Origin of the sequence: Paenibacillus melissococcoides, assembly GCA_944800085.1 — a bacterium.
GTDB classification, from domain to species: Bacteria; Bacillota; Bacilli; order Paenibacillales; family Paenibacillaceae; genus Paenibacillus_B; species Paenibacillus_B melissococcoides.
On record CALYLO010000001.1, the window covers coordinates 20,001 to 32,715 of the forward strand.

Below are 12,715 nucleotides of genomic sequence, written 5' to 3' on the forward strand. Positions count from 1 at the left end.
ATGCTCGTCCAAGCAGTGAGGCTGGTCAGTAGGCAAATCCGCTGACCGTAAGGCTGGGCTGTGACGGGGAGGGAAAATGACAGTACCGAAGGTCTTGATTTCATGCTGCCAAGAAAAGCCTCTAGCCAGGTGAAGGTGCCCGTACCGCAAACCGACACAGGTAGGCGAGAAGAGAATTCTAAGGCGCGCGGAAGAACTCTCGTTAAGGAACTCGGCAAAATGACCCCGTAACTTTGGGAGAAGGGGTGCCCCGGTAGGGTGAATAGCCCGAGGGGGCCGCAGTGAATAGGCCCGAGCGACTGTTTAGCAAAAACACAGGTCTGTGCGAAGCCGTAAGGCGAAGTATACGGGCTGACGCCTGCCCGGTGCTGGAAGGTTAAGGGGAGTGGTTAGCCGTAAGGCGAAGCTATGAACCGAAGCCCCAGTAAACGGCGGCCGTAACTATAACGGTCCTAAGGTAGCGAAATTCCTTGTCAGGTAAATTCTGACCCGCACGAATGGCGTAACGACTTGGGCGCTGTCTCAACGAGAGATCCGGTGAAATTTTAATACCTGTGAAGATGCAGGTTACCCGCGACAAGACGGAAAGACCCCATGGAGCTTTACTGCAGCTTGATATTGGACTTTGGTACGGTCTGTACAGGATAGGTGGGAGCCTGGGAAGCCGGAGCGCCAGCTTCGGTGGAGGCGCCGTTGGGATACCACCCTGATCGTATCGGAGTTCTAACCTGGGACCGTGAAGCCGGTTCGGGGACAGTGTCAGGCGGGCAGTTTGACTGGGGCGGTCGCCTCCTAAAGAGTAACGGAGGCGCCCCAAGGTTCCCTCAGAATGGTTGGAAATCATTCGAAGAGTGCAAAGGCAGAAGGGAGCTTGACTGCGAGACCTACAAGTCGAGCAGGGACGAAAGTCGGGCTTAGTGATCCGGTGGTACCGCATGGAAGGGCCATCGCTCAACGGATAAAAGCTACCCTGGGGATAACAGGCTTATCTCCCCCAAGAGTCCACATCGACGGGGAGGTTTGGCACCTCGATGTCGGCTCATCGCATCCTGGGGCTGAAGTAGGTCCCAAGGGTTGGGCTGTTCGCCCATTAAAGCGGTACGCGAGCTGGGTTCAGAACGTCGTGAGACAGTTCGGTCCCTATCTGTCGCGGGCGTAGGAAATTTGAGAGGAGCTGTCCTTAGTACGAGAGGACCGGGATGGACGTACCGCTGGTGTACCAGTTGTCTCGCCAGAGGCATAGCTGGGTAGCCAAGTACGGAAGGGATAAGCGCTGAAAGCATCTAAGCGTGAAGCCCCCCTCAAGATGAGATTTCCCGCATTGGTAAGACCCCTTGAAGACGACGAGGTAGATAGGTTGGAGGTGGAAGTGCAGCAATGCATGGAGCTGACCAATACTAATCGGTCGAGGGCTTATCCTAACTAAGATGATTTGATGATTTTTACTTTCGCATTCAGTTTTTAAGGTACAATACCTTATCTGTTTGGTGGCGATGGCGGAGGGGTTCCACGCGTACCCATCCCGAACACGACCGTTAAGCCCTCCAGCGCCGATGGTACTTGGACCGCAGGGTCCTGGGAGAGTAGGACGCTGCCAAGCAGACAGAGATGCGAGCGTGGATTTGTGCTGCAAGTCCACGCAGCGCGGAACTGTTCCTTACTGTTCCCTGATAGCTCAGTCGGTAGAGCACTCGGCTGTTAACCGAGTTGTCACAGGTTCGAGTCCTGTTCGGGGAGCCATCTTGCTCTCATAGCTCAGTAGGTAGAGTGCATCCATGGTAAGGATGAGGTCACCGGTTCGATCCCGGTTGAGAGCTCCAGTACTCTTTTTTTACAAATTATAGATAAGCTATCCTGAGGCCCGTTGGTCAAGCGGTTAAGACACCGCCCTTTCACGGCGGTAACACGGGTTCGAATCCCGTACGGGTCACCACTTTGTGGACGCTTAGCTCAGCTGGGAGAGCATCTGCCTTACAAGCAGAGGGTCGGCGGTTCGATCCCGTCAGCGTCCACCATTCATGTAAGCCGGTGTAGCTCAGTTGGTAGAGCGGCTGACTTGTAATCAGTAGGTCGTGGGTTTGACTCCTATCGCCGGCACCATGACACTACATTTGAACATCGTTGGGGATTAGCCAAGCGGTAAGGCAACGGACTTTGACTCCGTCATGCATAGGTTCGAATCCTATATCCCCAGCCATTTATGAGAGCCATTAGCTCAGTTGGTAGAGCACCTGACTTTTAATCAGGGTGTCGAAGGTTCGAGTCCTTCATGGCTCACCAGTAATTTATAGGAATGCGCGTGTGGCGGAATTGGCAGACGCACTAGACTTAGGATCTAGCGGGCAACCGTGGGGGTTCAAGTCCCTCCACGCGCACCAGTATCATGGAACCCTTGTCGGACAAGGGTTTTTTGCTGTTTAAGGAGAAAAGCCGGTCAAGATGGAATGTCAGGAGGGGAATGGATGTCTCGAGAACTGTGGCCATGCTGGGATACGTTCCGTATTCGCGCTCTCCCTGACTGGGAGCGTGCTGCTGACTCTGGACGAATCGCTTTATCGAAGGAGGAGCTGCTCACCGAAGCAGGAATCCGCCGTCTGTTGCCGGAGGCGAAGCGCCTGTACCGATGTTCGGACGACAAGGTGGCTGCTTCGCTCTTTATAAAGCGGTATGCGCATCCCTTAGCCGGGGGAGGAATGCATGCTTTCTCCAGATTGGGACGGCTGCTGAATCCCGACAAATGGTCCTTTGCCCTTATACTCGACGCATCTGGAGATATCCATATCATAGGAGAGCCAGAGCTTGAGCCCGATATGGGGGAAGGCAGACAGCTTGCCCGGGATCGGCAGATACAGCTTTTGTTCAAGGAACATATTAACCGATTATTTCACCTGATGAACCAGGTATGCGGCCTTTTAATAAAAGTGCTCTGAACCAATGTTGCGAACGTGCTTGAGTATTATTACGATCTTTGGGCTGCAGAGGCGCAGACAACGACGCAGGAGCGGCTTTTGCAGGAAGATAGGAATTGGGTATTGCACGAGGCTGCAGGCGCCTTGTACGGCCAATACGAGGCCAATCCGTTGGCATTCAGCTACACGGTTATCCCGCATCCTGCACAGAAGGGCAATATGTTAAGGATTCGCGAAGTCTGCTGCCTTAAGTTCCGAAGCGACCAAGGGGTTCATTGCACGACCTGTCCGCATGTTACAGAGCAGGAGCGGGCCGATATTTGCAAAATTGTATCTCTAAACAAAAAAATATAAATTTCATATTGCATTTATAATTGTTTTATGATATATTATTACTTGTCGCTTCTGATAAAACTTGATGAAGAGATAAGCTGCGGACATAGCTCAGTGGTAGAGTATCGCCTTGCCAAGGCGAGGGTCGCGGGTTCGAATCCCGTTGTCCGCTCCAGAATATATGCGCCCTTAGCTCAGCCGGATAGAGCGTTTGACTACGAATCAAAAGGTCGGGAGTTCGAATCTCTCAGGGCGCGCCACTTCAACAAATGGATACGCATCGGGACGTAGCTCAGCTTGGTAGAGCACCTGGTTTGGGACCAGGGGGTCGCATGTTCAAATCGTGTCGTCCCGACCATTTATTTTGCGGGTGTAGTTCAATGGTAGAACTCCAGCCTTCCAAGCTGGTAGCGTGGGTTCGATTCCCATCACCCGCTCCATAGTGACATCGATTAACCGCCGTAGGGCGGTTTTGTTTGCGTTTAAGGGCAGGTTGAACTGCTTAAGTAGCGGCTATGAATCCGTTTCGAGCCAAGGATGCTCCCTAAGCGAAGCAAAGCTGCAATTTTACAGTATTTATTTGGCTGCAGGCAGCTACTTAGGAGGGTTCCTGCAAATGTGCAGGATTTCACCCCGGTTAACCGCCATTATGAGCGAAATAACCCGAAAATGATGCAGGTTTGCAGGAATTTCTTTTGCGGAAAAGGCGGGCGCCGGGAATACTGTAATGTTGCAGGAAATGCTAAGCAGTGGAACGTAATGAGAGGTCCTCATATATGCGAACATGAGAGCAGCACCGGCAGCGGACGGCCTTAGGCAATTCGTTATGTCGCGGGAGCCAGGCGCAGTTGTTTGACCATCGTGACAAAACCCGAACAGAGGCATCATCGGATTCTGGAGGCGTATCCCGTCCTGAGGCGTCATCGTACCCTGAGGCATAGTCCCAACATGGAGCTCGATTCAGGTTTTATGTTGTCCACGCTCTGCGATGCTATTCGGGAGTTCGTGACTTCTTTAGCAGTATGGTGAACTCTAGCTCCAGAATATATTCCTTCTCCGCTTGTTAGTTTCTGCCATTAATACGTCCGTACGATCTGCACTCAATAATTGGCATCAACTTCTTGTTGATACCCTCTAAGAAATGTGTTATTATATTTACGTTGTGCAATAATATACAACATACAATGTACATCATGCGGACATAGCTCAGTGGTAGAGTATCGCCTTGCCAAGGCGAGGGTCGCGGGTTCGAATCCCGTTGTCCGCTCCAGAATATATGCGCCCTTAGCTCAGCCGGATAGAGCGTTTGACTACGAATCAAAAGGTCGGGAGTTCGAATCTCTCAGGGCGCGCCATTTCAACAATCGGATACATACATCGGGACGTAGCTCAGCTTGGTAGAGCACCTGGTTTGGGACCAGGGGGTCGCATGTTCAAATCGTGTCGTCCCGACCATTTCTTTGCGGGTGTAGTTCAATGGTAGAACTCCAGCCTTCCAAGCTGGTAGCGTGGGTTCGATTCCCATCACCCGCTCCAATAGCTTCTTGATGTGGGAAGTAACCCCAGGGTTCGACCGTTCGTGCATGCATCGGAGCGATGCGAATCAGGACGCGCGTCAACATGAACCGCCAGGCCTGCCGCAGGCAGACCGAATCGGAGCATGTTGAGTATTCCCATCACCCGCTCCATCATCTGCATTCTTGCGGGAAGCGATGTTGAAATTCAACGCAAGTTGTGGTATAATAATTAATGTTGAAAATTAATGCGGACATAGCTCAGTGGTAGAGTATCGCCTTGCCAAGGCGAGGGTCGCGGGTTCGAATCCCGTTGTCCGCTCCAGAATAAATGCGCCCTTAGCTCAGCCGGATAGAGCGTTTGACTACGAATCAAAAGGTCGGGAGTTCGAATCTCTCAGGGCGCGCCATTTCAAACAAACGGATACGTACATCGGGACGTAGCTCAGCTTGGTAGAGCACCTGGTTTGGGACCAGGGGGTCGCATGTTCAAATCGTGTCGTCCCGACCATTTCTTTGCGGGTGTAGTTCAATGGTAGAACTCCAGCCTTCCAAGCTGGTAGCGTGGGTTCGATTCCCATCACCCGCTCCAATAGCTTCTTGATGTGGGAAGCGAACCCCAGGGTTCGACCGTCCGTGCATGCATCGGAGCGATGCGAATCAGGACGCGCGTCAACATGAACCGCCAGGCCTGCCGCAGGCAGTCCGAATCGGAGCATGTTGAGTATTCCCTTCACCCGATCCATTTATAATCTCAAGACAGTACATATTTCGCACCGAACGGACCTTCGATGAGAAGGTCCTTTTTTTATTTCCAACTCCGAACTTCCGAACTAATGAGAAGATGCACATAGGTAACGTCCGATTTTTTCATAATAAAGTAAAGATTTTCGAGTTATTTTGTAGTATGATGTTAGGAAAGCCAAAATCCGTTGGAACAGGATTGGAGAGATAGGGGGAGACGAATGACAGACCTTACGTTAACCGCGAGCAAAGCGAACTCCAACAACTTGTTGCGGAGGGACGTTCGTTTTCTGGGTAATATCCTCGGTGAAGTGCTTGTCCATCAGGCCGGGAACGAGCTGCTTGACATTGTGGAGAAGATTCGGGAAATAAGCAAATCGTTGCGAGCTGTATTTCTGCCAGAATTATACGAAGAGTTCAAACAACTGATCAATACGTTGAACCCAGATATCCGGCATCAAGTGATACGTGCTTTTGCGATTTATTTTCAATTGGTGAATATCGCGGAACAGAATCACCGCATCCGGCGCAAGCGCGATTATGAACGTTCCGCCGGCGAGACGGTCCAGCCGGGCTCGATCGAGAGCGTCATTCTGGAATTGAAGGAGCGCAATTGTCCGGAAGAGGAATTGCGCGAGATTCTGGAGAGCATCTCGCTGGAGCTTGTCATGACCGCCCATCCGACCGAGGCGATGCGCCGCGCGATTCTCGATATTCATAAGCGGATTGCGGAAGACATGATGCTGCTTGACAATCCTACGCTGACGTATCGGGAGCGCGAGCAGCTGCGCGACAAGCTATTGAATGAAGTGATTACGCTGTGGCAGACGGATGAACTCCGGGATCGGAAGCCGACGGTATTGGATGAAGTCCGCAATGGACTGTATTACTTCAATGAGACGTTATTCGATGTTCTGCCTGAGGTATATCAGGAACTGGAACGTTGCCTTGACAAATATTATCCGACGCAGAGCTGGCATGTGCCGACTTATCTGCGGTTCGGTTCCTGGATCGGAGGAGACCGGGACGGCAATCCGTCCGTCACCGCGGAAGTAACGTGGAAGACGCTGCAGATGCACCGGAAGCTTGCGATTCGCAAATACGAAGAACGGCTGAAGGAATTGTTCCGCAGTCTGAGCTTCAGCACCAGCATTGTACAAGTATCCGATGAGCTGCTGCAATCGATTGCGGCCGATCGCGAGAATGTCCCGTTGAAGCGGGCCGAATTTTGGAATAATGAAAAAGAACCGTATCGCATCAAGTTAATCTATATGTTCGAGCGATTGAACAATATGATGGACGAGTCTACGCGAGACACTTCTGCGCGTTACCGCGATCCTGTGGAATTCGTAGAGGATCTGCGCATTATTGATCGCAGTCTTCGCCACCATTATGCGGATTATGTAGCCGATACGCTTGTCACGAAGCTGATTCGCCAAGTCGAATTGTTCGGCTTCTATATGGCCGCGCTTGATATTCGCCAGCACAGCAAAGAGCATGAGAGCGCCATGACCGAGATTTTGGCCAACATGAAGATTGTCGATAATTACGGCGCGCTCAGCGAGGAAGAAAAAATCGATTTGCTTCATAAGCTATTGCAGGACCCAAGACCATTGGTGTCGTCTTATATAGAGTACAGCGAGTCGACCCGGGAATGTCTGGACGTCTACCGTACGATCCAGCGCGCCCAGAAGGAGTTCGGCGAGAAATGCATCACCAGCTACTTGATTAGCATGGCGGAAGCGGCCAGCGATGTGCTGGAGGTCATGCTGCTTGCGAAGGAAGTCGGCCTGTTCCGTCAGGAAGCGAACGGCAAGGTTCACTGCACGCTTCAAGCCGTTCCGCTGTTCGAGACGATTGACGACCTCCATGCAGCGCCAGGCATCATGAAGCGGTTGTTCGACCTTCCGATTTACCGGAGCGCCGTCAGCGCGATGAACGAGGTCCAGGAGATTATGCTGGGGTACTCCGACAGCAACAAGGACGGAGGCGTATTTACGGCGAACTGGGAGCTGCGGATGGCGCTCAAGGAATTGACAGCAATGGCTCAAAACTATAATGTTAAAATTAAGTTCTTCCATGGACGGGGCGGAGCGCTCGGCCGCGGGGGAATGCCGCTGAACCGGAGCATTCTTGCCCAGCCGCCGCACACGATCGGGGGCGGCATCAAGATTACGGAGCAGGGCGAGGTTCTGTCCTCCCGTTATGCGATGCAGGGCATTGCCTACCGCAGTCTGGAGCAAGCGACCTCTGCGCTCATTCAAGCCGCTATGCTGGCACGGACAGACCATACGGATTTATACGAATCCAAGTGGAAAGAGCTGATGGAGAGCATTTCCCAGACGTCGTTGGAGAAATATCAGGATTTGATTTTCCGGGATCCGGATTTCCTGACTTACTTCAAGGAATCGACGCCGCTGCCTGAAGTCGGCGAGCTGAACATCGGTTCCCGGCCTTCGAAACGGAAGAACAGCGACCGGTTTGAGGATTTGCGTGCCATACCATGGGTGTTTGCGTGGACGCAGAGCCGATATCTGCTGCCGGCGTGGTACGCGGCAGGAACAGGCCTGCAGAGCTTCTATCAGGGCAAGGAAGAGAATCTGGCCGTGATGCGCGACATGTACCGCCATTATTCCTTCTTCCAGTCCATGATCGACAGTCTGCAGATGGCCTTGGCCAAGGCCGACTTGGTCATCGCCAAGGAGTATTCCGGCATGGTGAAGGATGACGCCGTGCGGGAACGCATCTTTAGCCTGATTGAAGAAGAGTACAAATTAACGTCGGATTTGATTCTGAAGATTACGGGACAGCAGGAGATTCTCGACAATGTCCCGGTCATTCAGGAATCGATCCGGCTCCGCAATCCGTATGTGGATCCGCTCAGCTATATGCAGGTTGGTCTCGTATCCGAATTGCGTGAACTGCGTGAAGCGGGCAATGACAATCCGATTCTGCTTCGTGAGGTGCTATTGACCATCAATGGCATTGCGGCAGGACTTCGGAATACAGGTTGATGGCTGACAAGTAGGAATTCACCGTATATAGGATTCGTCGATTCGACCAGCATAGGAAGCAAGCGGCGATGCAGTCGAGTCTTGAGTATTCAAGACTCGACTTTTCCTGTGTAGACGCAGGACAGGTTCAACGGGAGAGAAGGAATCGTGTGCCGGGGGGACGGGCCTTGAAGCGTGGAAGAGGGCATAATGCCTGTGAGCCACGCATAGATTCGACGGCCATCGTGCAGCGTGATAAGTGGACGGATGGACAGAGTACAGGGGACGGTGCTCCATAGGTTCGGATTCCTGCTTGCGATGTCCGGCATTGTCATTGTACCGCAATGATTGTAGACATCGGCATTAACGGGCAGTGAGGATGGAGGGAGACCGTGAATACATTGGAGAAACGGCTCGCGAGATTGGCCCGCAAAGGAGACACACGGGCTTTCGCCGAGATTGTCGAATTATATAAAGATAAGATCTATCACCTGGCCTACCGCATGCTGAATAACCGGCATGAGGCGGAGGACGTGGTGCAGGATACCTTTTTGCGCGTATACCGCAATCTGGACCGCTACGACGAGAATCAAAAGTTCTCGACGTGGATCTACCGTATCGGGACGAACTTGTGTATCGATCGGCTTCGCAAGCGGAAGCCGAATTACTCTCTCGACGCCGAGATGACGGAGCAAGAGGGCGTGGACGGATATGCCATGATTCCAAGCGACGACCGGACGCCGGAATCGTATCTGATTGTCAGCGAGACGCAGCGGATGGTGCAGGAAGCGATTAATAGCCTTCCGTCCAAATATAAATCGGTCATGGTGCTCCGGTATTTGCAGGATATGTCACTGCAGGAGATCAGCGATGTGCTGGATATGCCGGTCACGACCATCAAAACGCGCGTGCATCGGGGCAGGGAATTTTTGCGCAAAAAGCTGGAACGGAAATTATAGGAATAAATAACAGATTATTTGTTTGAAACTATTCGATTGCTGCAGCGTAACGTATAGGAGACCGGCAAATGTCCGACTTCTCTTCCGGCCGGATAGAGACTTTCGCATTTGCAGGTTATTTTATGAGACTTCAAGAAAGGACTGGCTCAAATGGATTGCAAAGAAGCCGTCTCATTGATGCATGATCTTCTGGATGACGATTTGGACCGAGAATGTGCGGTGGAACTGAAAATGCATATGCTTGGGTGCCCGGCTTGCCATGAGCGATTCCGTGAGTTGGAGCAGACGGATCGTCTGCTGTACGGGTTCAATCATCGTTTGCAGCCCGTATCCGAGGATCTCACCGACCGCATAATGAGTATCATTCCGAAGCCGAATCAGCGCAGCGCTTTTTCGGTATGGGTGAAGCGGCATCCCGCAATTACGGTGGCGGCCGTCTTTGTTTTGGTGATGATGACCAGTTGGCTCAGTATGTGGAATTCAGATAAACAGCTCGTCGTGAAAGGCTCGAATTTGAATGGCGTTGTCATTGAGAACAACGTCGTCATTGTGCCTCCAGACAAGGAGGTTGCCGGGGATCTGACGATTCGCAATGGCGCAGCCGAAGTGTACGGCAAGGTGAAGGGAGACGTCACCGTCATCGACGGGAAGCTGTTCCAGGCATCCACCGCGAATATTTCGGGCTCGGTTCACCAGATCGACGAAGCCATCAGCTGGATATGGTACCAAATTACTAGTTTGTTCGGTACAAGGCCGGACACCCCTTGAGGGGCAACGCCCGGCCTCTAGACCGATATTAAGCTCTCCTGCGATGTCTGTAGGAGAGTTTTTTTGGTTCAGACAGGAGTTTTGCGTCATGGCGGAGAAAAGTATATAGTTAAGTTCATGAGAGAACGCTGTAGATGAATGATTTTATCAGGGAATGTTGGGGGTACCAGCATGAATTATTTTGCGGACATGACGTGGCCGAACATGCTCAAGGATGTTATTGATATTTTGGTCGTAAGCTATATTATATACCAATTGCTTGTCCTTATCCGTGGCACTCGCGCCATCCAGCTTTTGAAGGGGATTTTTGTCCTCGTCATCATCTGGGCGGTTAGTACATGGTTCAATCTATATACGCTGAAATGGTTAATGAATCAGATGTTCACCTTCGGGGTGCTGGCGCTGGTCATCATTTTCCAGCCGGAGATGCGGCGCGCGCTGGAGCAGCTGGGCCGAGGGAAAATTTTGGGGCGCCGCACCGCCGTCGACGAGGACGAAACGGCTCGCATTATCGGGGAACTGATTAAGGCCGTAAATTATATGTCACGGCGGAAGATCGGGGCGCTCATCGTCTTTGAGCGCACAACGGGGCTCAATGAATATACCGAGTCGGGCATCGCTATGGAGTCGAGGCTTAGCTCCGAGCTGCTGATTAATATTTTCGTTCCGAATACGCCGCTGCATGACGGCGCGGTCATCGTGCGCGGCACCCAGATCGCCGCAGCGGCCTGTTATTTGCCATTATCGGAAAATCCGTTCATCAGCAAAGAACTCGGGACGAGACACCGCGCGGCGATTGGAATCAGTGAAGTGAGCGATGCCATCTCGGTGATCGTATCGGAAGAGACGGGGCAGGTGTCTCTGGCGATGAACGGGCAAGTGGTCCGGGACATCAAGGAAGAGTCGCTCATCTCGAAGCTGTTCGAGGAACTGAAGCCGCCTGCCAAAAAGGAACGCCGCTTGTTCTGGAAACGAAAAGGTGAGCATCATGGATAAATGGTTAATGAACAACACATCCGCCAAGATTATCGCGCTCCTCATCGGGGTGCTCCTGTTCATCGTCGTACACAAGGATGATCCGGCGAGTGTCTCGGTTCCTCCGCTTATGGAGACGCGATGGATTGACAATGTCCAGGTGCGGACCGTCGGCCTGGATACGAAGCAGGAGGTAATCAAGTCGATTGCGCCGGATTCGGTGCGGATTCAAGTGCGCGGGAAGCGAACGACGATCGCGGCTGCGCTGCCGGAAAACTATAAGGTGATTTTGGACTTGACGGGCTATGGACCGGGCAAGCACGTCGTTCAGCTGCAGCATGATTTCCCTCCGGGCATCGAGCTGCAGGAGATGCAGCCGTCGAGCGTTACGGTCGAGCTGGAGGATGTGCAGACGAAGGAATTCGAGGTTCAGGTTCGCACCGAGGGAGCCGCTGCCCAAGGATATAAGCCGGGCACGCCGATTATCTCCCCGTCGAACCGGGTTCATGTGACGCTGCCGGCGTCGCGGATGACGGAGGTGGCCGCTGTCTCTGCCGCCGTCAATATCGAAGGGGCTAACGAGTCGGTCATCGCCAAGCGCGTGAAGCTAACGGCCTATAATGAACGCGGGCAGGAAATTGAGGATGCGGTCATTACCCCATCGGTCGTCGAGATTGAAGTTCCGATCACGAAGCCGTTCAAGACCGTTCCGCTTCAATTGGATCTGGTCGGACAGCTTCCGGACGGGCTGGCCGTCTCTTCGCTGGTGCCAAGCGTCAACCAGATTACGCTGTATGGTCCTCAGGAAGTATTGAACAAGATTGAATTTTTCGACGGGGTTCAAGTGAATCTGAAGCAAATCGACCAGGCCGGACAATATAAGCTGAACGTAACATTGACGCCGCCGCCGAACATTGAGAAAATAGAACCGAGTGAGATCACGGTGGATGTCGTCGTATCCGCCGTGAAGCAAAAGGTGATTACCGGTGTTCCGATTACGCTCACCGGGGAGAATGACCGACTGGAGACATCGATTGTGGAACCGGCTACCCGCAAGCTCGATGTCGCCGTCGTCGGTGCGCCGAACCTGATCGATGACATGACCGCCGGCGATGTTCAGCTTATCGCGAACGTGAATGATTTGCCGGCAGGCACGCATACGATCAACGTTCAGGTGAATCTGCCCCGCTTCGTAAGGCGAGCGGAACAGACTCCGCTCACGGTAACTGTCGAGATTCGGGATAAGGGGGAGCCCGCCACGACAGATCCCGTTCCGGATGGCGGCGGCGAGCCGGATAACGGAACGCACGGCGGTACGGAAGGGAATCGCCCGGATACAGAACCAACCGAGCCGAACGGCTCGAGCCATGAGGAAGATCAGACGCCGGAAGAACAGACTTCTACCGATTCCGGCGATGACACGCTCACTCAGGAATGAACGCATATAATCAGCAGGTGAACCTATATAACAAGTAATCGAGGAGCTGCCAACCCCATCCGTCCCGCCTGGCGCGGGCGGA

7 protein-coding genes, 20 tRNA genes and 2 rRNA genes (1 of these 29 running past the window's edge) are annotated in these 12,715 nt (G+C 52.7%); all 29 read left to right on the top strand.

What is annotated here, in order from left to right; all coding sequences use genetic code 11:
* Positions 1 to 1,421: ribosomal RNA gene (locus tag OCY70_RS00145) — 23S ribosomal RNA — on the top strand; it begins 1,505 nt to the left of the window's first position.
* A 62-nt stretch (positions 1,422 to 1,483) separates the two neighbouring features.
* Positions 1,484 to 1,600: ribosomal RNA gene (rrf, locus tag OCY70_RS00150) — 5S ribosomal RNA — on the top strand.
* A 64-nt stretch (positions 1,601 to 1,664) separates the two neighbouring features.
* Positions 1,665 to 1,740, top strand: a tRNA-Asn gene (locus OCY70_RS00155).
* A 4-nt stretch (positions 1,741 to 1,744) separates the two neighbouring features.
* Positions 1,745 to 1,820 (top strand) — tRNA-Thr (locus OCY70_RS00160).
* 38 nt (positions 1,821 to 1,858) lie between these two features.
* A tRNA-Glu gene (locus tag OCY70_RS00165) sits at positions 1,859 to 1,933 on the top strand.
* Positions 1,934 to 1,939: 6 nt separating this feature from the next.
* Positions 1,940 to 2,015: transfer RNA gene (locus OCY70_RS00170), tRNA-Val, on the top strand.
* Between the two features lie 9 nt (positions 2,016 to 2,024).
* A tRNA-Thr gene (locus OCY70_RS00175) sits at positions 2,025 to 2,100 on the top strand.
* Positions 2,101 to 2,122: 22 nt separating this feature from the next.
* Positions 2,123 to 2,197 (top strand) — tRNA-Gln (locus OCY70_RS00180).
* Between the two features lie 7 nt (positions 2,198 to 2,204).
* Positions 2,205 to 2,280: transfer RNA gene (locus tag OCY70_RS00185), tRNA-Lys, on the top strand.
* Positions 2,281 to 2,295: 15 nt separating this feature from the next.
* Positions 2,296 to 2,378, top strand: a tRNA-Leu gene (locus OCY70_RS00190).
* Positions 2,379 to 2,462: 84 nt separating this feature from the next.
* A complete protein-coding gene (locus tag OCY70_RS00195) occupies positions 2,463 to 2,930 on the top strand; it encodes a hypothetical protein (protein WP_213430442.1) in 468 nt (155 codons plus the stop codon).
* 198 nt (positions 2,931 to 3,128) lie between these two features.
* Positions 3,129 to 3,263 carry a (2Fe-2S)-binding protein gene (locus OCY70_RS35950; protein ID WP_373871517.1) on the top strand — a complete coding sequence of 45 codons (135 nt, stop codon included), beginning with the start codon at positions 3,129 to 3,131 and terminating at the stop codon, positions 3,261 to 3,263.
* A 79-nt stretch (positions 3,264 to 3,342) separates the two neighbouring features.
* A tRNA-Gly gene (locus OCY70_RS00200) sits at positions 3,343 to 3,417 on the top strand.
* An 8-nt stretch (positions 3,418 to 3,425) separates the two neighbouring features.
* Positions 3,426 to 3,502 (top strand) — tRNA-Arg (locus tag OCY70_RS00205).
* Between the two features lie 21 nt (positions 3,503 to 3,523).
* Positions 3,524 to 3,600: transfer RNA gene (locus OCY70_RS00210), tRNA-Pro, on the top strand.
* 8 nt (positions 3,601 to 3,608) lie between these two features.
* Positions 3,609 to 3,682, top strand: a tRNA-Gly gene (locus OCY70_RS00215).
* A gap of 755 nt (positions 3,683 to 4,437) precedes the next feature.
* A tRNA-Gly gene (locus OCY70_RS00220) sits at positions 4,438 to 4,512 on the top strand.
* An 8-nt stretch (positions 4,513 to 4,520) separates the two neighbouring features.
* Positions 4,521 to 4,597: transfer RNA gene (locus OCY70_RS00225), tRNA-Arg, on the top strand.
* A 23-nt stretch (positions 4,598 to 4,620) separates the two neighbouring features.
* A tRNA-Pro gene (locus OCY70_RS00230) sits at positions 4,621 to 4,697 on the top strand.
* A 7-nt stretch (positions 4,698 to 4,704) separates the two neighbouring features.
* Positions 4,705 to 4,778, top strand: a tRNA-Gly gene (locus OCY70_RS00235).
* Between the two features lie 228 nt (positions 4,779 to 5,006).
* Positions 5,007 to 5,081: transfer RNA gene (locus OCY70_RS00240), tRNA-Gly, on the top strand.
* An 8-nt stretch (positions 5,082 to 5,089) separates the two neighbouring features.
* Positions 5,090 to 5,166: transfer RNA gene (locus OCY70_RS00245), tRNA-Arg, on the top strand.
* 24 nt (positions 5,167 to 5,190) lie between these two features.
* A tRNA-Pro gene (locus OCY70_RS00250) sits at positions 5,191 to 5,267 on the top strand.
* 7 nt (positions 5,268 to 5,274) lie between these two features.
* Positions 5,275 to 5,348 (top strand) — tRNA-Gly (locus OCY70_RS00255).
* 373 nt (positions 5,349 to 5,721) lie between these two features.
* Entirely contained in the window at positions 5,722 to 8,514 is a 2,793-nt protein-coding gene (ppc, locus tag OCY70_RS00260; RefSeq protein ID WP_213430444.1) for a phosphoenolpyruvate carboxylase, read from the top strand.
* Between the two features lie 371 nt (positions 8,515 to 8,885).
* Positions 8,886 to 9,452, top strand: coding sequence for an RNA polymerase sigma factor SigW (gene sigW / locus OCY70_RS00265; RefSeq protein ID WP_168182598.1), 567 nt, complete (start codon positions 8,886 to 8,888; stop codon positions 9,450 to 9,452).
* Between the two features lie 150 nt (positions 9,453 to 9,602).
* On the top strand, positions 9,603 to 10,220 hold the full coding sequence (locus OCY70_RS00270) for a zf-HC2 domain-containing protein (RefSeq protein ID WP_213430445.1): 618 nt from the start codon (positions 9,603 to 9,605) through the stop codon (positions 10,218 to 10,220).
* A 171-nt stretch (positions 10,221 to 10,391) separates the two neighbouring features.
* Positions 10,392 to 11,216, top strand: coding sequence for a diadenylate cyclase CdaA (gene cdaA, locus OCY70_RS00275; RefSeq protein ID WP_213430446.1), 825 nt, complete (start codon positions 10,392 to 10,394; stop codon positions 11,214 to 11,216).
* Complete coding sequence (locus OCY70_RS00280; RefSeq protein ID WP_213430447.1) at positions 11,209 to 12,633, top strand: CdaR family protein; 1,425 nt, start codon at positions 11,209 to 11,211, stop codon at positions 12,631 to 12,633. Before cdaA ends, OCY70_RS00280 begins: the two co-directional genes overlap by 8 nt.
* Positions 12,634 to 12,715 lie beyond the last annotated feature (82 nt).

Coding starts and splice junctions, on each gene's coding strand:
- OCY70_RS00270 (WP_213430445.1), top strand. CDS start 9,603: ATGGATTGCAAAGAAGCCGTCTCATTGATGCATGATCTTCTGGATGAC.
- ppc (WP_213430444.1), top strand. CDS start 5,722: ATGACAGACCTTACGTTAACCGCGAGCAAAGCGAACTCCAACAACTTG.
- OCY70_RS35950 (WP_373871517.1), top strand. CDS start 3,129: ATGTTAAGGATTCGCGAAGTCTGCTGCCTTAAGTTCCGAAGCGACCAA.
- OCY70_RS00195 (WP_213430442.1), top strand. CDS start 2,463: ATGTCTCGAGAACTGTGGCCATGCTGGGATACGTTCCGTATTCGCGCT.
- cdaA (WP_213430446.1), top strand. CDS start 10,392: ATGAATTATTTTGCGGACATGACGTGGCCGAACATGCTCAAGGATGTT.
- OCY70_RS00280 (WP_213430447.1), top strand. CDS start 11,209: ATGGATAAATGGTTAATGAACAACACATCCGCCAAGATTATCGCGCTC.